Source organism: Planktothrix sp. (assembly GCF_046067725.1).
In the GTDB taxonomy this organism is placed as follows: domain Bacteria; phylum Cyanobacteriota; class Cyanobacteriia; order Cyanobacteriales; family Microcoleaceae; genus Planktothrix.
In genome coordinates this window covers 1-23,949 of sequence record NZ_JBJUDF010000143.1, presented here as the reverse complement: position 1 = coordinate 23,949, position 23,949 = coordinate 1, and the positions used below count along the sequence as shown (strand labels likewise).

The 23,949-nt window shown below is 37.3% G+C and carries 20 protein-coding genes and 1 pseudogene; 12 read left to right on the top strand and 9 right to left on the bottom strand.

The window, feature by feature from the left end:
- Nucleotides 1-87 precede the first annotated feature (87 nt).
- Nucleotides 88-1,338 (bottom strand): hypothetical protein, encoded by a 1,251-nt coding sequence (locus tag ACKPEB_RS08055; RefSeq protein ID WP_408964357.1) that lies wholly within the window; start codon nucleotides 1,336-1,338, stop codon nucleotides 88-90.
- 112 nt (nucleotides 1,339-1,450) lie between these two features.
- Here ACKPEB_RS08055 and ACKPEB_RS08050 point away from each other — a divergent pair, with 112 nt between their 5' ends.
- The 3 genes from ACKPEB_RS08050 to ACKPEB_RS08040 all read left to right on the top strand — a co-directional run bounded on the left by ACKPEB_RS08050 (nucleotide 1,451) and on the right by ACKPEB_RS08040 (nucleotide 7,413).
- Nucleotides 1,451-2,461, top strand: coding sequence for a hypothetical protein (locus ACKPEB_RS08050; RefSeq protein ID WP_408964356.1), 1,011 nt, complete (start codon nucleotides 1,451-1,453; stop codon nucleotides 2,459-2,461).
- Nucleotides 2,462-2,885: 424 nt separating this feature from the next.
- Nucleotides 2,886-7,007 carry a replicative DNA helicase gene (locus ACKPEB_RS08045; protein WP_408964355.1) on the top strand — a complete coding sequence of 1,374 codons (4,122 nt, stop codon included), beginning with the start codon at nucleotides 2,886-2,888 and terminating at the stop codon, nucleotides 7,005-7,007.
- A gap of 82 nt (nucleotides 7,008-7,089) precedes the next feature.
- Entirely contained in the window at nucleotides 7,090-7,413 is a 324-nt protein-coding gene (locus ACKPEB_RS08040) for a DMT family transporter (RefSeq protein WP_408964354.1), read from the top strand.
- A gap of 91 nt (nucleotides 7,414-7,504) precedes the next feature.
- Here the strand turns inward: ACKPEB_RS08040 and ACKPEB_RS08035 are convergent, their stop codons facing one another.
- Together ACKPEB_RS08035 and ACKPEB_RS08030 are read right to left on the bottom strand one after the other, a co-directional pair.
- Entirely contained in the window at nucleotides 7,505-8,086 is a 582-nt protein-coding gene (locus tag ACKPEB_RS08035) for an FKBP-type peptidyl-prolyl cis-trans isomerase (protein ID WP_408964353.1), read from the bottom strand.
- 90 nt (nucleotides 8,087-8,176) lie between these two features.
- Nucleotides 8,177-8,503, bottom strand: coding sequence for a phasin family protein (locus tag ACKPEB_RS08030; protein WP_408964352.1), 327 nt, complete (start codon nucleotides 8,501-8,503; stop codon nucleotides 8,177-8,179).
- A 135-nt stretch (nucleotides 8,504-8,638) separates the two neighbouring features.
- On the opposite strand from ACKPEB_RS08030, the gene ACKPEB_RS08025 reads away from it, so the two are divergent.
- A complete protein-coding gene (locus ACKPEB_RS08025; protein ID WP_408964351.1) occupies nucleotides 8,639-8,995 on the top strand; it encodes a zinc ribbon domain-containing protein in 357 nt (118 codons plus the stop codon).
- A 143-nt stretch (nucleotides 8,996-9,138) separates the two neighbouring features.
- Nucleotides 9,139-11,025: a methyl-accepting chemotaxis protein gene (locus ACKPEB_RS08020; protein WP_408964350.1), complete on the top strand. Its 1,887-nt coding sequence runs from the start codon at nucleotides 9,139-9,141 to the stop codon at nucleotides 11,023-11,025.
- Nucleotides 11,026-11,042: 17 nt separating this feature from the next.
- On the opposite strand, the gene ACKPEB_RS08015 is transcribed toward ACKPEB_RS08020, so the two are convergent.
- Nucleotides 11,043-12,404 (bottom strand): response regulator, encoded by a 1,362-nt coding sequence (locus ACKPEB_RS08015; RefSeq protein WP_408964349.1) that lies wholly within the window; start codon nucleotides 12,402-12,404, stop codon nucleotides 11,043-11,045.
- A 257-nt stretch (nucleotides 12,405-12,661) separates the two neighbouring features.
- The gene (locus ACKPEB_RS08010) at nucleotides 12,662-14,857 is read right to left on the bottom strand and encodes an ATP-binding protein (protein ID WP_408964385.1); all 2,196 of its coding nucleotides are present in this window, start codon (nucleotides 14,855-14,857) and stop codon (nucleotides 12,662-12,664) included.
- A gap of 308 nt (nucleotides 14,858-15,165) precedes the next feature.
- On the opposite strand from ACKPEB_RS08010, the gene ACKPEB_RS08005 reads away from it, so the two are divergent.
- Nucleotides 15,166-15,771 (top strand): superoxide dismutase, encoded by a 606-nt coding sequence (locus tag ACKPEB_RS08005; RefSeq protein WP_408964348.1) that lies wholly within the window; start codon nucleotides 15,166-15,168, stop codon nucleotides 15,769-15,771.
- A gap of 83 nt (nucleotides 15,772-15,854) precedes the next feature.
- Nucleotides 15,855-16,064, top strand: a complete 210-nt coding sequence (locus ACKPEB_RS08000; protein WP_408964347.1) for a hypothetical protein — start codon at nucleotides 15,855-15,857, stop codon at nucleotides 16,062-16,064.
- Between the two features lie 78 nt (nucleotides 16,065-16,142).
- Here ACKPEB_RS08000 and ACKPEB_RS07995 read toward each other — a convergent pair whose 3' ends face one another.
- Both ACKPEB_RS07995 and ACKPEB_RS07990 read right to left on the bottom strand, forming a co-directional pair.
- Nucleotides 16,143-16,838 (bottom strand): Mo-dependent nitrogenase C-terminal domain-containing protein, encoded by a 696-nt coding sequence (locus ACKPEB_RS07995; RefSeq protein WP_408964346.1) that lies wholly within the window; start codon nucleotides 16,836-16,838, stop codon nucleotides 16,143-16,145.
- Between the two features lie 213 nt (nucleotides 16,839-17,051).
- The gene (locus tag ACKPEB_RS07990; RefSeq protein WP_408964345.1) at nucleotides 17,052-17,354 is read right to left on the bottom strand and encodes a 30S ribosomal protein PSRP-3; all 303 of its coding nucleotides are present in this window, start codon (nucleotides 17,352-17,354) and stop codon (nucleotides 17,052-17,054) included.
- A gap of 152 nt (nucleotides 17,355-17,506) precedes the next feature.
- Between ACKPEB_RS07990 and ACKPEB_RS07985 the strand changes: the two genes are divergently transcribed.
- From ACKPEB_RS07985 to ACKPEB_RS07975, 3 genes are all read left to right on the top strand, one after another.
- On the top strand, nucleotides 17,507-18,289 hold the full coding sequence (locus tag ACKPEB_RS07985; RefSeq protein WP_408964344.1) for a TIGR01548 family HAD-type hydrolase: 783 nt from the start codon (nucleotides 17,507-17,509) through the stop codon (nucleotides 18,287-18,289).
- A gap of 102 nt (nucleotides 18,290-18,391) precedes the next feature.
- Entirely contained in the window at nucleotides 18,392-19,255 is an 864-nt protein-coding gene (locus ACKPEB_RS07980) for a hypothetical protein (RefSeq protein ID WP_408964343.1), read from the top strand.
- A 134-nt stretch (nucleotides 19,256-19,389) separates the two neighbouring features.
- On the top strand, nucleotides 19,390-20,187 hold the full coding sequence (locus ACKPEB_RS07975; protein ID WP_408964342.1) for a peptidoglycan-binding domain-containing protein: 798 nt from the start codon (nucleotides 19,390-19,392) through the stop codon (nucleotides 20,185-20,187).
- A gap of 106 nt (nucleotides 20,188-20,293) precedes the next feature.
- Here ACKPEB_RS07975 and ACKPEB_RS07970 read toward each other — a convergent pair whose 3' ends face one another.
- Both ACKPEB_RS07970 and ACKPEB_RS07965 read right to left on the bottom strand, forming a co-directional pair.
- The gene (locus ACKPEB_RS07970) at nucleotides 20,294-20,860 is read right to left on the bottom strand and encodes a sugar O-acetyltransferase (protein ID WP_408964341.1); all 567 of its coding nucleotides are present in this window, start codon (nucleotides 20,858-20,860) and stop codon (nucleotides 20,294-20,296) included.
- A 275-nt stretch (nucleotides 20,861-21,135) separates the two neighbouring features.
- Nucleotides 21,136-21,993 (bottom strand): amino acid ABC transporter substrate-binding protein, encoded by an 858-nt coding sequence (locus ACKPEB_RS07965; RefSeq protein WP_408964340.1) that lies wholly within the window; start codon nucleotides 21,991-21,993, stop codon nucleotides 21,136-21,138.
- Between the two features lie 157 nt (nucleotides 21,994-22,150).
- On the opposite strand from ACKPEB_RS07965, the gene lpdA reads away from it, so the two are divergent.
- Nucleotides 22,151-23,581: a dihydrolipoyl dehydrogenase gene (lpdA, locus tag ACKPEB_RS07960; protein ID WP_408964339.1), complete on the top strand. Its 1,431-nt coding sequence runs from the start codon at nucleotides 22,151-22,153 to the stop codon at nucleotides 23,579-23,581.
- 167 nt (nucleotides 23,582-23,748) lie between these two features.
- A pseudogene (locus ACKPEB_RS07955) lies at nucleotides 23,749-23,949 on the top strand (FkbM family methyltransferase); the annotation flags it as partial.

Below are 23,949 nucleotides of genomic sequence, written 5' to 3'. Positions count from 1 at the left end.
TAACAGCTTTTCCCCTTAAGCCCGGACTTGAGTTCAGGGCTTATTTTTATTTTTGTCATTTTAAAGAATAATAGAGATTAGCAACCGTTAAATCTGGAACTTTAGATTGTTTTCGAGATCCAGAAACTTTTTCTCTTTGAAAGAATAATAGAGATTAGCAACGGTTAAATCAGGAACTTCTTTCCAGTTGGTTAAGGCTAATCCTTTAAAATTCAAAGCGATCGCTTTTTGGATAATATAAGATTCATACTCCGAGCGTAATTCGGGTTTAAGGATAAATTTAAGTTGATCTTTCAAAGCCACAAAATGGGATTGAGCTTTTAATTCTTGATACAGTTCAAAGGGGGAAGGTTTTTGTAAAGCATTAGATTTTTGGGCTTTATTTAAACTAACAATATCTGTTACATTAAAACTAGCTAATTTTTCCTGATCCTCAATCGATAAATTTTGTATGACTTTTAAATTGTTTTTCCAGAAATCAATTAAAATTATATCATGATTAATAATATAATTAATTCTAGGAAATATAAAATCAATCTCTTCTTCTGATTGGCAGGACTCTGTTAATTCCATGCAATCTTTGATAATCTTATCTTTTAGGTGATTTAGTTGAAAAATACAAGCATCAAAATCATTTTTTAAAATATCAACTAACGCTAAAGTTTGTTCAATCGCCCAAGCAGATTGTAATCGCTTCCATTTTTCTGAAATTAAAGGCGAAGAAATAAGCTCTTTATTGTTATAAATAGCCAAACAAATTTGTAAATTATTCCAAATAAAGTTTAATTTATCATTTCTATCTTTAGAATTTTGTGTGATTAAAGCCGATGGAAGCTGATTATGATGAACAGACTGAAAGATTCCATAAGCCTTAACAAACTCAACCCGGTGCATTTCTAGTTTAATTTCTTGACCGACTTGATTAATCGCTTTTAAAATTTCATCTCCTTGATGATTAATAATGGATTTTAACTCTGTAAAACCTGTTTGAAGCTCTAACAAAACTTGATCTAATTTTAAATTTGATTTACCAGTTTGCTGTAAATTTAGTGCTGAAAGTATTCCCTGTAAAGCCACACCGACTCCTAACGTTGCTGTTGCTGATTCTAATATACTTGCCTTTTCCTGTAAGCTCTCCATGCCTTTTTTAAGCTCGTCTAATTCTTGAGTCAGATGGTCAGATGCGACCTTACTTTGATAGTTTAGGGCGAATTTCACCCCCACTTTTGCAATAATTAATACAGTGCCCGCATAAGGAACAGCGGCGACAAAGGGAGATGCCACATCTAAAGCAAAACCGATAGACTTTAACAAAGTTGCTAAATCTTGAGATTCCATAACTAAGTTAACCTGAGTGCCAAAAGTGAGTATAATTAATTATATCAGTGATATCTGTTAAACCTTATCTCTGATCTGGCAAAAATTTTAGTTCAATCGCAGCTTAACGATAATGAATGAATCTCTTAATGCTTTTCTGGCCATTAATCAAGCTATTCAATTCATCCAAAACAATAAAGATGAATCTTCAGAATTAAAACAATCAGTAACAGATTTAAGTCAATCTGTTCAATCTTGTACTGAGGAAATGAGAAACTTTGCTCAGAAATTAGATAAATTATTAAAAAATTGTTATCAAGATTTAGATCAAGCTGAAGAAGTTTGGAATAGTAAAGCCAGAATTGTATCTATCCCCAAGGATGAAATTTGGGCACAGATCGCACAAATTAGCAATGTAGAGGTACGCATTCGTAATTTAAGGAAAAAATGTCAAACAGAAGTTGTTCAAGAAATGGAACAAGCATGGTCTAATCGAGTTATAGAACTAAAAAGACAGTGGTTTACTGAAAAGAATACCGGAAAATTAAAATCCGAATTAGGCTTATCAGATAAAGACGGTTTCATTAAAATTGTAGAAAGGGAATTAATGGAGCAAAACCGTAAAATTATTCTAGCAATTAAACATAATATAGAATTACTATCTGAAGATTTTTCTATTTTTAATATTCATAAATTAGACTCTCATGTTAGTTGTTTAGAAAGTAAATACAAGAATAAGTTGATGTCTAAAATAAATGATGAGATTGTTAGGATAAATTTATTTTTTAATGTAAAACATACCTTTCCTAATCCTTTAATTGATTTAATAAAACCTTCTTGGGAAGCCTTTCGCAAAGACTGTTTTTTAGTTGTTAAAATAGAAAAATTTGATGATTTTTCAAATACAGTTCTATTATTTACAGAAAGTAGCCTATTACCAAGGTTAAACAAGTGTTTCAATTTAGCTATATCTATTGTCAGATTTTATTTAACCTTTTATGATGATTTATTAGAGAAACAACATAGATATGAACAAGAAATCCCTGAAAAATGGCAATCGGAAAAACAATCGTTAGATCAACTTCGTTCACAATTAGATAAAGTTCAGACGGAAATCAATCATATTTTGAATTATATTTCCTAATCTTAAAATCCTACAAATAACCGAAAATCAATCCAATCGTAGGGGCAAAGTCTCCTCGCCCAAAATTGAATTTGTTACCAATAAAATTTGTTTTTTCCGTAAATCTTCATTAAGATTACTGAATATTAGGTTAGGGGTGATTTTATCCGTAAACCTTGGTTAAAATTATTCAATATTGGGTTAGGGGTGATTTTATCCGTAAACCTTGGTTAAAATTATTCAATATTGAGTTAGGGGTGATTTTATCCGTAAACCTTGGTTAAAATTATTCAATATTGAGTTAGGGCGAGGCGACCTCGCCCCTACGCAGATAGGTGATTATTGTTGTGTTATAAGTGCGTAGGGTGCTCCATCAACGCGCACGCACCAGATAGGATAGAATAGAAGGGAAAATTTTTTTTATTGAAATCCTTTTATTATTATAATGAATGAACCTCAATTTTCCAATATTAGCGATCGCATTCCCCCGCAAAATATAGAAGCAGAAGAAGCTATTTTAGGGGGAATTCTCCTCGATCCAGAAGCCATTAGTCGGGTAGCAGAATTATTACAACCAGAATCCTTTGCCCTGAAATCCCATCAAATTATTTATCGGGCAACTTTAACCCTTCATTTTCAAGGAAAACCCACCGATTTAATGACCGTTACCACTTGGTTAGCGGATCAAAAATTACTTGAACAAGTGGGGGGACAATTAAAATTAACTCAACTCGTAGATCGGACTGTTTCGGCTGTTAATATTGATCAATATGGTTTATTAGTCTTAGATAAAAAAATCCGTCGCAGTCTGATTAATGGGGCATATAATATTATAGAATTAGCTTATGATACCAGCCAAGATTTAGAAACGGTTCTCGATAAATCTGAACAACAAATCTTTAATATTTCTCAAGTTCGACCCCAACAGGATTTAGTATCAATTGGTGAAACCTTAATTGATACCTTCCAAGAAATAGAAGACCGTAATGAAGGGATTTCTTTACCGGGTATTCCCTGCGGATTTTATGATTTAGATGCGATGACAGGAGGTTTCCAACGGTCTGATTTAATTATTATTGCGGGTAGACCGTCAATGGGGAAATGTTTAAGTTTTGATAGTAAAATTGTTCTATCCGATGGCAGTGTTGTCACCATTCAAGAGATTTATAACCGTCAAAAAGCTCAAATTTTGACTTTAAAATCTGATTGGAAACTTAAAATTACTGAACCTTCAGATTTTATTGATGATGGAATTAAACCTGTCTTTAGAGTAACAACAAAATTAGGACGTTTTGTGGAATCAACCTTGACTCATCCGTTTTTAATGATTCAAGGATGGCGACCTTTAGCAGAACTTAAACCTGGAGATAAAATTGCTATTCCTCGTCAATTAAATTGTTTTGGAAATGAAAATTTACCAGAATATCAAGTTAAAATTTTAGGTTATTTATTAGGAGATGGTGGTTTAACGAATAGTAATGCTGTTTTAACTAATAATAATCCCAAAATTCAACAAGATTTTATTGAATCTGTTCTCAATTTCAATCTTAAAGTTAGAATTGATAACTCAAACCGAAGCCGTGCAGATTCTTTAAATGCTGTCAAAGACTTAAAATTGATCATTGAGAGCAGACAAATTTTTTCTGAAACGTTACAAAAAATTGCTCAATCTAAAGGAATATCAAGACTTGCAATTGCTCAAAGGCTAGGGGTTACTACATCTGCTGTAGATGCTTGGATGAATGGTAAGTCTGTTCCTAAATTAGAATTCTTTGAACAGTTATGCAATTTATTAAACGTTGATGCTGAGATTCTTGCTCCTGATGGGATAGAAACTATTCAAAAAAACAGTAAAAATTCATTAGTAATTTGGTTGCAAAAAATGGGTTTATGGGGAAAAAACTCCCATCAAAAAACGATTCCTGAAATTATTTTTAGATTAGAGCGATCGCAAATAGCTTTATTTCTTAATCGTCTGTTTGCAACAGATGGTTGGGCAACTCTTTTAGCTAGTGGTCAATGTCAACTCGGTTATGCCAGTGTTAGTGAAGAATTAGCCCGACAAGTTCAACATTTATTATTACGATTTGGTATTATTGCAACCTTGAAAAAGCGTTCTATTAAATATAAAGAAACGAGACGAACGGCTTGGCAACTGGATATTACCGATGCTTTATCTATCAAAACATTCATTTCAGAAATTGGGATTTTTAGTAAAGAAAAAACGTTATTAAAAATAGAACAAGCGTTAATGAATAAGCACTATCAAACCAATCGAGATTTAATCCCTGTAGAAATTTGGCAAGAAATTGCAACAGTTAAAGGCGATGAATCTTGGCAAAGTTTAGCAAAACGAGCAGGGATTTTAGGATATAGTAATATTCATGTAGGAAAACGACAATTATCCCGAGAAAGACTTTGGACTTTAGCAACTGTTTTAGAGGATTTACCTTTACAACAGTTAGCAACTAGCGAGATTTATTGGGATGAAATTGTTTCAATTGAATTCGTCGGGGAAAAACAGGTTTATGACTTAACGATTCCTGAAACCCATAACTTTGTTGCCAATGATATCTGTGTTCATAATACCAGTTTTGCCGTCGGTTTAGGACATAATATTGCCAAGGGTCATAAGTTACCGATTGCCATTTTTAGTTTAGAAATGTCCAAAGGACAATTAGTGCAAAGATTATTATCGAGTGAAGCCAAAATTGAAAGTAACCGTATTCGTTCAGGACGCATTAGTCAATCGGAATGGGAACCGTTAACAATGGCGATTAGTTCCTTAGCGGAATTGCCTATTTTTATTGATGATACCCCGAATATTACTGTTACCGAAATGCGTTCTAAAACTCGAAGATTACAAGCGGAAAATGGAGGTGCGTTAGGGTTAGTTTTAATTGATTATTTACAATTAATGGAAGGAGGAAGTGATAATCGAGTACAGGAATTATCAAGAATTACTCGGTCATTAAAAGGATTAGCGAGAGAATTAAGTGTACCTGTTATTGCTTTATCCCAGTTAAGTCGAAGCGTTGAATCTCGAACGAATAAACGCCCGATGTTATCGGATTTAAGGGAATCAGGATGTTTAACAGGTGATAGCTTAATCACATTAGCAGATACCGGATTACAAGTACCCATTAAAGAATTAGTAGGTCAATCTGGTTTTTCTGTTTGGGCTTTAAATGCAAAAACAATGAAGCTAGAAACAGCAATGGTTAGTCATGCTTTTTCTACAGGTATTAAACCTGTATTTACCTTAAAAACTCGACTAGGAAGAAAAATTAGGGCAACTGCTAATCACAAATTCCTAACAATTCAGGGTTGGAAAAGACTAGATGAATTAAGTTCTAAACAACATATATGTTTACCAAGACATCTATCTATTTCGGGTAAACAAACCATGACTTATTCTGAGGTGGCATTATTAGGACATTTAATAGGTGATGGTTGTACACTGCCACGTCATGCCATACAGTACACCACAAGGGAGATCGATTTAGCTGAGAATGTTGCATTTCTAACAAAAGAATTGTTTGGAGATGCCATTGTTCCTAGAATTTCCCCTGAACGGGGTTGGTATCAGGTTTATTTACCAGCAACACAAGGCTTAACTCATAGTGTTAGAAATCCAATAGCTAAATGGCTAGATTCTCTCGGAGTTTTTGGTTTAAGGTCTTACGAAAAGTTTTTGCCTCAAGACTTATTTTCACAGCCCCAAGAGTTAATAGCTTGCTTTCTGCGGCATCTTTGGTGTACAGATGGATGTATAAAATTGCTTGCAGGGAAAAAACCAAAACCTATTGCATATTATTCAAGCAGTAGTCAAAGACTAGCATTTGATGTTCAGACACTTTTATTAAGATTAGGTATTAATGCAAAACTTAAAATGATTTCTCAAACTGGTAAGGGCAGAAATCAGTATCATGTCACAATTACTGGTAAGCCTGACCTTGAGTTATTTATTCAAAAGATTGGAGCAGCAGGAGAATACAAATTAGGTTCATTACAAGAAATCTCTGAACATCTGGGAAATTGCATTCATAACCCTAACAGAGATGTAATCCCCAAAGAGGTTTGGAAAACTTATGTTGTACCTGCAATGCAAATTATTGGTATGACAACACGAGAAATACAATCTCGTCTAGGACAATCCTACTGTGGTTCTACACTGTACAAAGCAAATTTGAGTCGAGAAAGAGCCTTAAAAGTTGCCAATATTGTTCAATCAAATGAGCTACTTGCCCTTGCTAACAGTGATGTATATTGGGATGAAATTGTGGCAATCATACCCGATGGAGAAGAAGAAGTATTTGACTTAACAGTTCCAGGTCTGCATAATTTTGTCGCCAATAATATCATTGTTCACAATTCCATTGAACAAGATGCGGATTTAGTCATGATGATTTATCGAGATGACTATTATAATCCTGATACGCCAGACCGAGGAATTACAGAAATTATTATTGCTAAACATCGGAATGGCCCCACAGGAACCATTAAACTTTTATTTGACCCACAATTTACCAAATTCAGAAATTTAGCCAATCCTCGGTCTAGTTAATTTAACGTTAATTCTCCAAGTCTCAACCTCAATTTTAAGTATAATAATTGGAGTATCAAAAAAGACGTGCTGACTAATCAAGATGGAATTTATAAGCGGAATTTACCTGATTTTAGGAGTTGTGTTTGAAGTCATGGGGACAACCTCTATGAAGTTATCCCAAGGCTTTACTCGAATTTGGCCATCTATAGGAATCTTTATTTTCTATGGGCTTAGTTTTACTTGCTTAACAATAGCCCTCAAAAAAATTGAAGTTAGTCTGGCTTACTCAGTCTGGGCTGGATTAGGAACTGCTTTAATTGCTATGATTGGAATCGCGTTTTTTCGGGAGTCAATTACTTCGATTAAATTTATATCAATTGCATTAATTATCATCGGTGTAATCGGCTTAAATTCAGGAAAATAGATCAAAAACCGGGTTTCTGAATAAAACCTGGATTAACCCAGAAATCATCCTTAGAAACCCAGTGTATTTGTAACTTTTGAAGCTAAACGAATTACTTCACGCCCAACAATTCCACATCAAACACTAACGTTGCATTCGGAGGAATCACACCGCCAGCACCGCGAGCACCATAACCTAATTCCGGTGGAATAATTAACTTACGACGTCCGCCTACTTTCATACTCATAACGCCTTCATCCCAACCTTTAATCACCTGACCTACACCAATTTTAAATTGAAAAGGTTGTCCGCGATCGCGAGAACTATCAAACTTTTTACCATTTGTTAAAGTTCCCGTATAATGAACGCTAACCGTGTCTCCTTTCTTAGGAGATTCACCTGTTCCGACGGTCAAATCTTCATACTGTAAACCCGAGTCAGTTGTAATTACTTTTTCTTCTGAATTTGTCATGTTTTGAGCAATAATAATTTGATCATTGGACGCAATCTCTTGTACAAACAAAGGATTGCTAGAAGGTTTCATCGTTGAAGTCGAAGAAACTGTTTGTTGTACCGAAACCGGAGTGTTTTGATTAGCGGCTTTCGCCTGTTGGACGGCTGTTGTAATTTGAGCAACAACTAACACAACCGTACAAACAATAATCACCCCTAAGCTCATTAGAATTTCTCGCAAAATTCATCCTCCCGCGTATACCGATGTACCTTTAGGATTGTTTTCCTATAGAAAACCCAATCTTTAAGTTTGACATTATTTGGGAACTCTTTAGCGCCAAAGACGATTTTCTAAATCTCTAACCTGACGTTCGAGACGGTCGATGCGTCCCCGTAACTCATCAAGTTCCGACTGACGGGGAACTCCCACATCCTGCATTAAATTTCGGAATTGTCGCTGCATCAGGTCTTCTAAACTGGTATGATCTAACCTTAAACCTTGCATCATATCGTCTACAAAGCGTTTAGCTTGCTCTGTATTCATCGTCCCGTCTTTGACCCATTGATCCGTTGCTTCCTGCAATTTCTCAGCGACTAATGATGTTGTTCCGATCCCAATCATCAGTAGTTGTCGCAGCAAGTTATTTTGATTATCCATAGTTAAATGGCCTTATAAGGCTGCTAAAGTGCAAATATAAAGCTAGGCTTTATTTTCAAACTGACTCACATTTTCTATTTTGTGGCATTTTCCCCAAATTCGCAGATTCCATTTGTGCAGCTTTGAATCCTTACCATGTCTCACTGTCCCCGTTGTCACCAACTCGTTGACCCTCAAGCGGTTAACTGTCCCCATTGTCAATATCAGCTTAAAGCATTTGGACATCCGGGTATTCCTCTCTATCGTTCAACTGGGGAGGAATCTCTGTGTGAAACTTGTCTCTATCACGAAGATGATACTTGTAATTTCCCTCAACGTCCTTTTGCAAAAGAATGTACTCTCTATCACAATCGTTCTGAACCTTTAATTCTGAGTCCCATTAGACCCCAGCAAACCATATCGGTCATCATCAGAACTTGGGTTCAACAAAATATGGTTTGGGTTATTTTTTTGGGTTTAATAATTATTAGTGTGCTTTTGACTGTTTTATAATGAATCCTGATTCAGTGACTTTTTCTGACTAGAAGTGAGCTTGGATAACAGATGTAAATAATTTGTAAAGCTTTAAAAAAATTAAAAATGTATGATACAATCAATTAATAAAGGATTTCAAAGGTATCCAGTTTAAAAAGCATATGTTTAACTTTCGCTGGCAAGGAAAATCGCAAACTAAGTTTCTATACTTATTAATTGCTAGTATTGTTTTTCCTGTACTTGCCGTTAGTTCATTTAATATTATTAATTCTCGACAATATTTAATGGATTCCGTTATTCGTTCCATGAAAAATGAGGAGCATAATAGTGGGGAAACCCTCAATCTTTTTATGGAAAATTTTAAATCCGATATTTTATATTTAAGTGAAACTCCACCCATTCAAGGCATTGTTCGTGCCAGGGACAACAAAGGGATTGATCCTCAAGATAAATCAACCTATGCCAATTGGATAGATCGATTAACCATTATTTTTAAGTCTTTCCTGAGAAATCGACCCTATTATGATCAATTGAGATATTTGGATGAAGATGGCAATGAATTGTTGAGGGTTAATGTCGTCAATGGTCAAGTCAATGTTGTTCCTGCCCAAAATTTACGAAACCGAGTTTCTTTAGAATACTTTCAGAAAACTACCGCTTTAAAGTCCGGTCAAGTTTATGTATCTCCCATTAATTTGAATCGAGAAAACAATCAAATTGAAGTTCCTTATAAACCGATTATTCGCTATGCAACGCCGATTTATAATCAAGCGGGTGAAAACCGAGGCATTGTGATTGCTAATATTTTAATTGAACGCTTGTTTGAGCTTGCTGATAATGATAATTTAAACTCAGAATTAAAACAGCAATTTTTTGTTGTCAATGAAAATGGATATTATTTAAGACACCCAATTTCTGAAAAAGAATGGGGTTTTGAATTGAATCAAGATAATAATCTTAAAAATGATTATCCAGAAGTTGTTGTTCAGCAACTGTTATCAGGAGAAAATGGTTTAATTAGAGATGTTGCGAATTCAGTAATCAGTTATAATACCCTCTACCCGGATGCCACCAATCGTCAAAATCCCTTTGTTTTAATCTATGAAACGCCAAAATCTGTGGTTTTACAACCCATCAACCAGTTTATTACCATTGCAGTCATCGTGACCTTAGTGGTTGGCTCGGTTTTTATTGTGATTGGAATTGTTTTGTTAAAAAAATTAGTCAATTCGATTCTGGAAGTGGTGGGGGTCGTGACTTCCTTCTCAACCCAAATTTCGTCTACAATTAATGAACAAGAACGGCTGACCAATCAACAATTATCTTCCGTTCAAGAAACAACAGTAACGATGGATGAATTAAGTGCTTCTTCTCAACAATCGGCGCAACAAGCTGAAGGTGCTGTCTTTGGTGCAAAACAAGCCTTAATTCGTGTAGAACAAGGTACAACAGCCATTCAAAAAGCTTTACAAGAAATGGAAACTTTAAAAATTAAAGTAGAATCCATTGCTGAAAAAATTGTGCAGTTAAGCGAACAAACGCATCAAATTGGCAGTGTTTCAGATGTGGTCAGTGATTTATCCAATCAAACTAATATGTTAGCCTTAAATGCTGCGGTGGAAGCGGTACGTGCTGGAGAACATGGTAAAGGGTTTGCTGTGGTGGCGTCTGAAATTAGAAAACTCTCCGATGCCAGCCAAAAATCCAGCCAAAAAATTAATACTTTAGTTAATGATATTCAACGGATGATTCAAACAACCGTTGTGGTGACAGAAGAAGGAACCAAAAATGTTGAAGCAGGAGTTCATGTCGCACACCAAACGGCTCAAGTTTTCTCGGATGTTTCAAAATCAATGGAACAAATTGTTGAAAGCAGTCAACAAATTGCCTTAACTTCTAAACAACAAGCCGTCGCCATTCAACAAGTTAATGAAGCCATGAATAATCTCACACGGAGTGCCAATGAAACGGCTCTCGGTGTTAATCAAATTAAAAGTGGAAGTGCTAAACTCAGTGAAGCAACCCATAATTTAAAAGAAGTGTTATGACCTTTTTTCAAAGAGTGCTAACTCAAAACGGTTAAGCCTAATTGTTCCTGACAACGTTGAATATATAAGCAAGTCACGGTATCGTTAGGGTTATGCTGTAAAACCGTTTGGAAATATCCTAAAGCGGCTGCATAATCTTGGTTTTTCCAAGCTTCAATTCCTTGGTCAAATTGAGATAACACTAAAATTTCTGAGGTAGAAATCCGGGAAGAAAGAGTTCCTAAAAGTTCATAAATTTCAATCGCCTTTTGTTTTCCTCTCGGAATCACGCAATCAATCCAACGCCAATAAAATCCATCTGAACTTAAAGGATATTGAGTCATTAAGGAATCAGAAACCGTTTCTACCCAAGTTGTCGTTTGGTTCAAATGTTTTAAGGTAGATTGACTCACAATAATGGTACAACCATAAACTTTTGTCAGTCCTTCTAATCGAGAAGCCGTATTAACAACATCTCCAATGACGGTTGAATCCATGCGCTCTTCTGAACCTAATGTTCCAATCATTCCTAGTCCAGTATGAATTCCAATTCCAACTTTTATGGGATGTTGCTGACGATTAAACTCCTGTAAACTTTGCTTCATCATTAATGCCGCCTTGAGTGCATCTTGGCTTTGAAATTGCGGTCGGTCAAAAACAGCCATAATAGCATCCCCTAAATATTTATCAATAAAACCATAATTTGAGGTAATACAAACACTCATTTGATTAAAAAAAGCATTTAACCATTCAAAGGTTTCTTTAGGATTTTGGGATTCTGTAATCGCTGTAAAATCTCGAATATCACAAAACAAAATGGTGACTTCTTCTTCGGTCACATTTCCCAAGCGAATCGATTCAACTCCTTGAGGCGCAATGCGATTTAGAAATTGTTCAGGAACAAATAAACGAAATTTTTCCGATAAATATTCATTAATTTTCCAAGCCACCGAAAGTTGACGTTTTGTGGCTTCTTGAATCGTGCGTTTCATCAAAGTTTGGTTTGAGGTTTGGCGAATTTCCTGTAATTGCAGTAAATTATTGACTTTCGCTAATAATAATCGACTTTTAAAGGGTTTTGTAATATAATCATCCCCCATCGTTTCCATGCCTTTGAGTTTTGATTCTTCATCATTTAAAGCGGTTAAAAAAATGATGGGAATGGTTTTTAATGATTCCTGCTGTCGAAAATAATGGCACACCTCAAAACCATTCATTTCAGGCATCATCACATCTAACAAAACCAAATCAGGAACACAGTTTTGAGCAAACTGGATGGCTTCTATTCCCGATGTTGCGGAAAAGGTTTGATAACCGGCTGATTCCAGTAAGCTTTCCAACAACCGAAGATTCATCGGTTCGTCATCAACAAGAAGAATACAGGGTGAGACATTAGACATAAGATTAGTTTTGATCACAATTTAATAAGAACTCAAAAATTTAACCGATTGAACGGTTTTTTCTAATTTTAAAAATCGTTTTGAAAAACCCATAAAATCATCCGTTGCTAGAAAGATGAGAACATTAACGGATACCATCAACCCAGACTGTAAAATCTCTGTGTTTCTGTTCCTTGTTTCCGGCTATCAGCAACATTTTGAAGAGCACCCTAACTCTATCATTAGAATTTCATCCCTCATTGTATAGATTTTAACCTTCAACTTTCTGACGATTTGAGCAAAGATTTCACCACAGAAAGCATTAAGTCTAAATCCAAAGGTTTACTTAAATAAGCAGATGCACCCGCTTGTAAACACCGTTCTCGGTCGCCTGACATTGCCATTGCAGTTAAGGCAATAATCGGAACTGATTTCCACAGAGGATGGTCTTTGAGTTGACGCATCAGTTTGAACCCATCCACCTCTGGTAACTGCACATCCATTAAAATCAAATTGGGTAATGATTTTTCGGTAACGAGAGGAGAGTGAATAGCTTCTAACATGGTTTGACCATCACTCATTAATTCTATTCTATATCCTTCTAACTCTAAAAGTTCTGAAACTAATAATTGGTTAAAAGGTTGATCTTCTACCACTAAAATTCTAGGAATCAAGTTAGAATGAACTGTAGAAGGGTCAGAAGTATTAGAAGGTTCAGGTGAAGATAAAACCGACGATTGTCGATTCAGGCTTAATTCTTGACGCATTTCGGTTAAAGGCAACCAAACCCGAAATACACTGCCTAGATTGACGGTTGAACTCATGGAAACGGTGCCTCCATGTAATTCTGCCAGTCGTTTAACCAAGGCTAATCCTAATCCGGTTCCTTCATGACGTCGAGTTAAAGAAGCATCAACTTGTTGAAACGGACGAAATAGAAGATGCCAACGATGTTCAGGAATGCCAATTCCTGAGTCTTTCACTTCTAAACAAAGATAGGGTGTACTGGAATTTACCGGAGAACAATCCGGTCGATAATCTTGAGTAATTTGGCTACCATAAGCTAAAAATCCACTGAGTTTAATGCTGCCTGCTTCGGGGGTAAATTTAACGGCATTTGACAATAAGTTAATAATAATTTGTCGCACCCGTCGCTCATCTAAAAAGGCTTGATTAAATCGATAATCTAATTCTAAAGACATCGCTAAACGTTTTTTTTCAGCACGAGGCTGCATCATTTTTAAACATTCACTACAAAGGCGATGAACATCAACAATTGTTAAATCTAGTTCGGTTTTTCCCGCTTCAATTTTAGATAAATCCAGAATATCGTTAATCAGTTGTAAAAGATGTTGACCACTTTTTTCAATAAGTTGAATATGATCAAGTTGTCGTTCATTTAAAGTTCCTCCGATTTGACGTTTAAGTAAGTCAGAAAAGCCTAAAATACTATTGAGGGGGGTTCGCAGTTCATGGGACATCGAAGCTAAAAACTCCGATTTGAGTTGAGACGCTCGTTCTAAATCTTCGTTAATTTGACGTAGGCGAGCTTGAGCCTGGGCTCGTTCAATGGCGGCTCCCAAGGTTCGACAAGCCGCATCTAACATATCCCGTTGAGGATATTGTTGTAATCGCTCTAAATCACGGGATTCTAAGGTTAAAATCCCAATAATATTGCCATTGGTTGCTGGGATGGGGAAAATGCCTAACTGACCCACCCCTGGATGACGAAAGCTGGGAACGGATTGAGGATGTTGAGCATAGTTTTCGACAAACACAGGTTGACCCGTTTCTACCACATCCCATAATAACCCTTGACCATAGGGAATTCCCTGATCTAAAAGTTCCTGCATTGAGGCAATTACAGGTTCTCCATAGGTGGCAATAAATTGACCAGAAATCTGGTTCATAATTGTTCCGGCTTGGCGATTTTTCCCTTCTCCAGAAATCACTTTCACATCGCCAAAAGCTGCATTCATAATTGAAACTAAATAATTCAAGGCAAACTGAGCGACTTCTTGTAAATTATCGGAATCTTGTAATCGTTCATTTAACCCTAATAAAAATCTTAATCGCTTAACTTCTGTATTTAAGTCCTTTTGTGAGTGGCGATAGGAGGTAACATCTCGGAAGGTGAATAATCTGCATCCTTGGGGAGTTAATAAACTTTCAACTTCTAAATAGATTCCGTTACTTTGTTCAATACAAAAGGATAAATTAGGGATCTCGATTTGCTGCACACAGTCATGGAGTAACTGACATTGTTGTTGATTCCAATAGCCTTGAGTTGCTAGTTTTGAACAAAGGGTTTCTAAGGAAGGATTTTGACTCAGAAAATCCGCCGATAATCCCCAAATTGTCGCTAACTTTTGGTTGAATAACACTAAATGATGAGAAGCATTAAATAAAGCGATCGCATTATCAATCTGGTTCAGAATTAATTGTTGCTCTTCCCGCAATGGGTGGACATCCATTGCCAATGGGGGACAGTCGCTATTACTGATCTCTTCAATCATGGTGTTTCTCAGGAAAAGCCGGACTCAATTAGGGTTGATAACAATAATGTAACAAATCTTAACAATATTAGAGCCGAGGAGAGCCAAAGCAGATTTCAGTGGTGGCTTAACCATTCACTGTCAACGGCTAATAGTCAACGATCAAATCTATTTTCTCAGAAAATCCAAGGCACAATCGCAAAATTTTGTATTTTTTGATATAAAATCAAAACAATGTAAAGATTTGTTTAGAGTTACTGAAACCTACTTAGAGAGGATAGAACACAATGGCTTTTGAACTTCCGCCTTTACCCTATGCTCCCGATGCTTTAGAAGGAAGCAAAATGTCGGCGCAGACCTTTTCCTACCATCATGGTAAGCACCATGCGGCTTACGTTACAAACCTAAACAATCTGATCAAAGACACTGACCTGGCGGATAAATCCTTAGAAGAAATTATCAAAGCCACCGCCAATGACCCCGCCAAAGTCGGAATCTTCAATAATGCCGCCCAGGTGTGGAACCATTCTTTCTTCTGGAATTGTATGAAACCCGGTGGGGGTGGTGAACCCACAGGAGACTTAGCCAACAAAATTAATCAAGATTTTGGCGGCTTCGACAAATTTGTAGCTGAATTCAAAAACGCTGCTGCGACTCAATTTGGTAGTGGTTGGGCTTGGTTAGTGCTGGACAATGGCACACTGAAAGTCACAAAAACAGCTAATGCGGCTAACCCCATGGTGGATGGCGCGACTCCGTTATTAACCTTAGATGTTTGGGAACACGCGTATTATCTGGATTTCCAAAACGCTAGACCCGGTTATATTGACAACTTCCTGAGTAGCTTGGTGAATTGGGACTTTGTTGCTCAAAATTTAGCTTCTGCTCAATAGAAGTTAACCCGGAAATTAGGGAACCGGGAGAAATAATTTCCTCCCGGTTTCCTGTTTCCGATTCACAATTTTACATTGAAGTTATGAATAGCCAAGAACTCGCCCAATATATTGAAACCACAAATAGTATTTCTAAACCTTGGTTATTAGTACAATTACGGTTAAAAAAGCTCCAAGACCGTCGAGCCGAAATCTCCCACGAAGATTATATTCAAGAGTTAGCTGAACTTCATCAAGAGTTAATGAATTTGGGAGAATGGTGGTTAGGAATTGAAGATGAAGTGTTTGGGTGAACGTTAAAAAGAAATCAAAACCCCCTAAATCCTATTGTTTAGGGGGACTTTAAGCCAAACTTTCCCCTGGGTTATTTCCTAACAATATTTAGAAATATCTTCATGACATTCATCGGCTAAATAACACAACGCCCGGAAACGTAAACCTACAAATTGTTCATATAAAGGATTTAATTTACACATAGGGGGAATATGAACAATCTTACGCCCAAAAATGGCCAGATCTCGTTCAAAAGGACACTGGGGCGGAATCAATTTACAAACCGCATGGGCGACTTTAGAATCATGAATTTCTAACTCATCTAACCAATGTTTAACCGGAGAAAGAACATCCAGATGATGTCCAGAATGGGGGTGTTGCTCAAGACAAATTTCTGGTAATTGACCCGATTGAATTTTAGATAAATCTTGTAACGTTTTTCGTAAAGTATCTAACGCTTCAACTTTCAGATTTAACGCTTGACAGAATTGATGGAGTAAATCATCTTCACAAATCGAGTAAATTCCATCGGCTAACGCCACCATTACCGCCGTTCTCAGGAAGTTTTCCGCTAGTTTAGGATGGGTTCCTAAAACCGCCCCTAATTCTTCGGGTGAAATCGGTTCTAAACTATCAACATTCGTAACAGCGACTAATTCATTATGAATTAATGAATCAATTAATTCATGTTCTTCTTGGCCAAAACTTCCATCCGCCCAAGCTAAGGTTAATAGTCCCCGCATCCACGCCAGACTTTGTTCTGTGGTGTATGGAGTTTGAGATGTTCTAGTCATCAGTCTTCCTCTTCGCAAAATCTCCTAGATTTCAGTCCCTGTTATTTTCCGTTGGGTTCCTCGGAAACACAAGACTAAGCTTTTCTGCTTATTCCTATGTTAACTGCAACTCAAAGAAAACCAACTGATTCTAACCATGCAAAACCAACGCCCAGCAGTCGCTATGGCGTTGGTGGCTTCACACGATCACAAATTAGAGGAACGTGAAGGAGATCAGCTACTCCCTGTAAAGATAACTTCAGGAAATTTGGATTGGGCTTCGCTCATGGGGCGATTTCTGCCTTCTTCTTGCCAATAGTTGATCACTTCGGTGGCTTTATTGAGCAGACCAATTTGATCCTCTTGCGAAATCCAATGCTTGGATTCCATTTCCGTTTTCAATTGTTCCCAAGCATCGTTGCGAGGCCAGAAAAAGTAAGAGGTTAAAGGACTTGTACCTTTACCCACCACTTGATCCACTGCCAATGCAACATTTTCATCGAGCCAGAGAACTTTTAATACAAACCTTGACGACAATTACACCTCCAGGTCTACCCCAGGCTGAAGTAAAAATATTACAATCCTCTATAATACCTGATCTTGCCTCGAATCGTCTAATTTAATCTTGACATTTGCCTAGGTGTCGGGTTCGGGTGTAGCCTTGAGCTTGACAGAAGCTTAACGAATTCATGAAAACTGCTATTGTTGTTTTTGATATTGATGGAGTGATTCGGGATGTCGGGGGTTCCTATCGACGGGCGATCGCCGATACCGTCGAACACTTTACCGGGGGTGCTTACCGTCCTACCCTCATCGATATTGACCATCTCAAGTCTGAGGGAATTTGGAATAACGATTGGGAAGCGTCTCAAGAATTAGTTTATCGTTATTGGGAAGACCAAGGACAAACCCGAACGGAAGTTTCTCTCAATTATCAAGATCTAATTGATTTTTTTCAGTCCCGTTATCGAGGGTTAGATCCCAATCAATGGACAGGTTATATTACTTCAGAACCCTTACTGTGCACCCCTAACTATTTTAAAAATTTGACTAAAAATCAAATTCTTTGGGGTTTTTTTAGTGGAGCAATGCGAGATGAAGCCCTCTATGTTTTGCAGGGTAAACTAAATTTAGGTTCCCTGGTTCTAAGGGCGATGGAAGATGTTCCTGGGAAACCTGATCCTACAGGATTATTTGAAGTGATTGCAGAATTAGAAACGGAAGAAAATCAACCCATCCCTGTTTTATATGTTGGAGATACGGTGGCTGATTTGTACACTGTCACTAAAGCACAACAACTACAATCTGATCGTCTTTGGGTCGGTGTCGGAGTGCTTCCTCCCCATATTCAACAAGCGGATTTAGAACGTCGTCAAGCTTATCAGCAAAACTTAAAAAATGCAGGAGCAACAATTGTCTTAAATCAGTTAGAAGAATTAACGCCTCAAAAAATTAAGGAATTAATTTCTTAATCTGATGATTTCTAAAATTTAGCTTAACGTGCGGTGAAATTTAGTCTTAAAAATTGGTTTAATTTTTTCTCAAACAATCAACGCTCTAACCTTGTTTCTCAGGTGAATACTGAGACTCAATCTCAAGCTGAAAATCTGATTGACCCCGTAACGGGAAGACACGGTTTAGATGGTCTATATGAACAATTTGCTAAACCTCAAATTAAAGGACTTTTTGAACCGGATGCTCCTTCAATTTATATTAATCACCAAGCTGGACAAAAGGTTTTAGGAGATTATGTCATTGAGCAAGTTTTTGAAGACTCAAAAACTGGATTTTATGCTGAAGGTCGTGTTCCTTTTAACTCAAATCATCCTCCGGTGTTAGTGATTCGGGGTTATGGTTCTTGGTATCCATTTTATCGCGTTTTAGAAGATACACCTGATGTATTTATTGCCAGTTGGGAAGGACAGTTCAAATCAGCAGAAAAAACAGGTGCGATCGCTTGGTTAAAATACCATACCCAACAGGGACAAAAACCCGATGTGATTGGGGAAAGTTTAGGCGGAAAAGTTGCTCAACAAATTGTGATTAAATATTCAGATTATATTCGTTCAACGGTCACGTATAATTCATTAGGAATTTCACCGGAATTAGCAAAAAATAGTCAAATTAATCATATTTTTCACTATTTTACGTTAGGTGAACGTTATGCGTTTTGGGCTAATCGAGGCAGTTATCTACCGGGTTATTGTTTTCAAATTTCTAAACAAGGCATAAATTGGGTTTATAAACTCGAAAATAAAATGATTGCAAAAGCCAAACTTTCAGAAATCAAAACTCATGTTAAATCGCTCAATTTATTACAACTGTTTTGGGTATTTTTAGCCCAAATTATTTTACTTAAAAGACACAATGATATAATATTAAATTGTCGTTCTCCGGTTGTTAATCCAATAAATTGTAATCAATTACACAGCATTTAAGAGAGTCATGAGGCTGGCTGGTATATCTAAATTCCTTGAGTACCCCCTTTCTCTATCAACTTCCTGATGTTAAAATCCAATCAAGAAACTTAAATTGATTACAGTTAAACTTTACACCAAATAAGGTAAGGGTCATGGGTATCAGAACTGCTATTATTGCTGGCCTGTTTTCTTTGGTTCTGCCTGCCTTTGCTCCTGTGGCGTTAGCGACGGGTTCAGGACTAACAGAATCATGGCAGGAGGGCAACAATTCCGAGTTCACGTCCAGTGTAACTGACACTGAAAACGCAAGACAAGAACTTTTTTCTGAACCATTTTACCAAGTTGAAACTCAATCACCGCGCCGACGGGAACGGGTGCTATCCCCGGGAACGGAGGGCTCCCAGGTGACAGGATTACAACAACGGTTAAAAGCGCACGGGTTTAGTCCAGGGAAAATTGATAGTGTGTTTGGCCCTCGGACAACGGCTTCTGTACGCGAGTTTCAGGCATCTAAAGGATTAGATGTAACCGGGGTGGTAGACCGAAATACCTGGAAAGCGTTATCGGAAGACCCTCAACTGGCGAGTCCGGTTGAAGAGAATACCCTGCTGACCAAGGGTTCACGGGGAACCGATGTTCGCCTCCTGCAAGAACGGTTAGAGGCGAAAGGCTATAATCCTGGCCCGGTTGATGGGATTTTGGGTTCTCGTACCTTGGCGGCGTTACATGAATTTCAAACGGCTCAAGGGTTAGAAACGAGTAATCAAGTCAATGAAGCGACTTGGACAGCTTTAAATGGGAATTCATTCAGTCCAGAAACTTCCGCTAATTTGACAGAACAAAAAGCCATTTCTCCTGAAGAAAATTTGACTTCAGTTCAAGAAGAAAATCCAAATTCAGGTGATATTTCTGAAGAAGAAGTCTTCAATTTAGAAGGGTTCACCAATTAGAATCAAACTGAATAGTTATTCCATCATAGAGACGTACTCAGATCAACTGATCTTTCGGTGATATAAGATTGATTGGTACGTCTCTCTATTTTTTGATATGTGCTGATTATAACGTCCGAATTACACGACAAGGATTTCCGACCGCAACCACTCGTTCAGGGATATTATTAACCACGACACTCCCGGCACCAATGGTGGTATTATTGCCAATTTCTACCCCAGGACAAATAATAGCACCCCCTCCAATCCAAACATTATGACCGATTTTAATCGGTGCAGCTAATTCGTTTCCTGTTAAGCGAATTTCAGGCTCAACGGGATGATAAGCGGTGTAAATTTGAACATTAGGAGCGAATAAAACATTGTCGCCAATTTCTACCCAATTACAATCTAAAATCATACAATTATAATTCATATAAACATTATTTCCTAGTTTAATATAACATCCATAATCACAATAAAATGGGGGATTAATTTGTACATTATTTCCCATCTTACCGAATAATTCTAATAGAATTTCTTGACGATTTTCTAATTGTTCTTCTGTTGTATTATTATATAAACGAGTTTGTTTAGAAGCTCGTTGGCGTGCTAACATTAAATCAGGGTCATTGGCAAAATATAATTCACCCGCCAACATTTTTTCCCGTTCAGTTTGAGAGGTATTATTCATATTAATCTGCATTAATCCAACGTAAAACAGAGGTAATCGCGCGATTCATAAAACTATGGGGTTTCTCTTCCAGAATTTTGCATTGAGCTTGATCTTGTTCTAATTCTAACTTAGCAATTAATCGTTCTGTTTTTTGTTGACGAATAAAGTTTACTCAATCATCATGGGTGAGTTGATATCGATTTTTAGCAGAATCAGGGTATCCTTGCTAATCCTAGAGGATACCCTTTTAAATGTTCAACCTTTAGAAAGGCAGAACTCGACATTTTATTGAATTATAATAGGCATTTATTATGAGCCGATTCTAAGGTTTTTACATACTCTGAATCTTTGCCATAAAGTCCCGTTAAAATATTAACGGTTTCTTCGACTAAGATTAAAGAATTTACTGTATTAATCCAAGAAATATCTCCTTCGGGAAGAATCATACCATAAAATTCACAAGTTAGAGGTTCCTGGGGAACTAAAGCATAATCTTGAGTTGAAATCGAGGGATTTCTTAGCACTTCTCCTACTAATAATAATCCATCACTAGCAAAGGCATTCAGACGACCTTGCACCACATCTTCTACGGCATTTTTACGACCATCAACCCCAGGATATTCAACAACTTTTGCTAAAGAATAACGACTGCTAATAAACTGTTGAGTTAAAGAGTCAGGTAAAACCCCGATGGAAATATTTTCTAACGCTCCTGATGGTTTAATAAAGGGTTGATTATCCGGTCGAACTAATAAATGAACCCCTGTGGCTAAAAACCGATCCGAATAAGTAATACCCGGTTGAGGATTTCGCATAATTGTATTTGGCCCACATTCTAAATGCGCTTTTCCCTCTTTGACTAATTGTTCTCGATTTTCCAAAGTTGAGGGGATAAATTGTACCTCAATTGGTTGACTCAGTTGTAACTGATCTTGTAATCGTTTCCCTAATAATTCCATTAATTCAATACAATAGCCTTCCCATTTTCCATCGGCAGAAACGAATCCTAATGGCGGTGCATCTTGCCGAATTCCTGCTTTTAAAACTCCGGTTCTTTTAATATCTTCTAACACCGTTCCTGCTAAACTGGGTAACGGCAAAATTACCGATAAAATTAAACTCAATGCAATCGTGGCTAGTTTGGTTTTCATGTTACAATAGAAACCTAAAAACAAAGTCATCGAATCTAGCTTACCGCAAAAAGGATCAGTTAGCCGGAAGGGATCTAGCTGTTGTAAACCTTATTGAGTTGGCAAGGGACAAGGAACACGGTAATATTTTTTAATCCCAACAGAGTAGTAACAGAATATGGATTACGATTTAGTGATTATTGGTGCAGGAGTTGGTGGACATGGGGCTGCTATCCATGCCGTCGGTTGTGGCTTAAAAACCGCAATTGTTGAAGCGGCTGAAATGGGGGGAACCTGTGTAAACCGGGGCTGTATTCCCTCCAAAGCGTTATTAGCAGCATCAGGACGAGTTAGAGAATTACACGACACCCATCACTTAAAAAACTTAGGCATTCAGTTAGGACAAGTCAGTTTTGATCGTCAACAAATTGCCAGCCATGCCAACAATATTGTCACTAAAATTCGCGGTGACATGACTAATAGTTTAAAGCGCTTAGGCATTGATGTGATTCAAGGTTGGGGAAAGGTTTCAGGGGCGAATAAAGTCACCGTTGAAACCAGTAATGGCGAAAAAACAATTACCGCTAAAGATATTATTTTAGCCCCAGGTTCTGTACCCTTTGTTCCCCCTGGAATTACTGTTGATCACAAAACGGTTTTTACCAGCGATGAAGCGATTAAATTAGAATCCCTTCCTCAATGGATTGCCATTATTGGAAGCGGTTATATCGGATTAGAATTTTCTGATGTTTATACCGCTTTAGGTTGTGAAGTTACGATGATTGAAGCTTTGGATCAATTAATGCCAACCTTCGATCCTGATATCGCTAAATTAGCCCAACGAGTTTTAATTACGCCTCGTGATATTGAAACGAAAGTTGGTAAATTAGCTTTAAAAGTTACTCCGGGTTCTCCTGTGATTATTGAGTTAGCAGATACCAAAACTAAAGAAGTTGAAGAAGTCCTAGAAGTGGATGCTTGTTTAGTCGCAACCGGACGCATTCCTGTTAGTAAAAATTTAGGGTTAGAATCGGTTAATGTTGAACCCATTCGGGGCGGTTTTATTCCCACCAATGATCACTTAGAAGTCTTATCCGGTGGTGAACCTGTTCCCCATTTATGGGCGATTGGAGATGTCACAGGTAAAATGATGTTAGCCCATACTGCATCCGCCCAAGGAATTGCCGTTGTGGAAACGATTTGTGGGCGTTCTCGTCAAGTCGATTATCGCAGTATTCCCGCCGCCGCGTTTACCCATCCTGAAATTAGTTATGTCGGTTTAACCGAACCCGCCGCTAAAGAATTAGGAGAAAAAGAAGGGTTTGAAATTGCTTCAGTGAAAACCTATTTTAAAGGAAATTCTAAAGCGATTGCGGAAGGAGAAACGGAAGGAATGGCTAAAGTTATTTACCGTAAAGATACAGGTGAATTGTTAGGAGTTCATATCTTTGGTCTCCATGCTTCTGATTTAATTCAAGAAGCCGCAAATGCCATGTATCAACGTCAATCTGTTCACGATTTAGTCTTCTCCGTTCATACCCATCCTACCCTTTCAGAAGTGTTAGATGAAGCCTACAAACGGGCTGTTGTTGGAGTTGGCGGTCATTAATTAATTTATCCGATTAAACGCCCAATAAACCGCGTACGGGCAGGGAGACCCTGCCCAAATTTAAACCTCGTAAGAACAGGGTTTCCCTACCCAAATTTAAACAGGTGAAAAGAAGGTTGGGAGGGACTCCACCCCTACAGGTTTTGAGAACAAATTATTTTTACCTTATGTCTATCTTTGTTAAACATTTAAAACAATCGGGTTATTTAGATCAGATTGACCTAACGTTATGTATTGTAGGTTCCCGTCAGGTTCAAGAATTTATTGATGCTGATTATTCCCATCAAGGATGGGAAATTTTTGCCCCTAGTTTAACTATTTATGGTTTTGATGCGGATGAAAAAGCTTGTCAAGACCGCAATCAACAA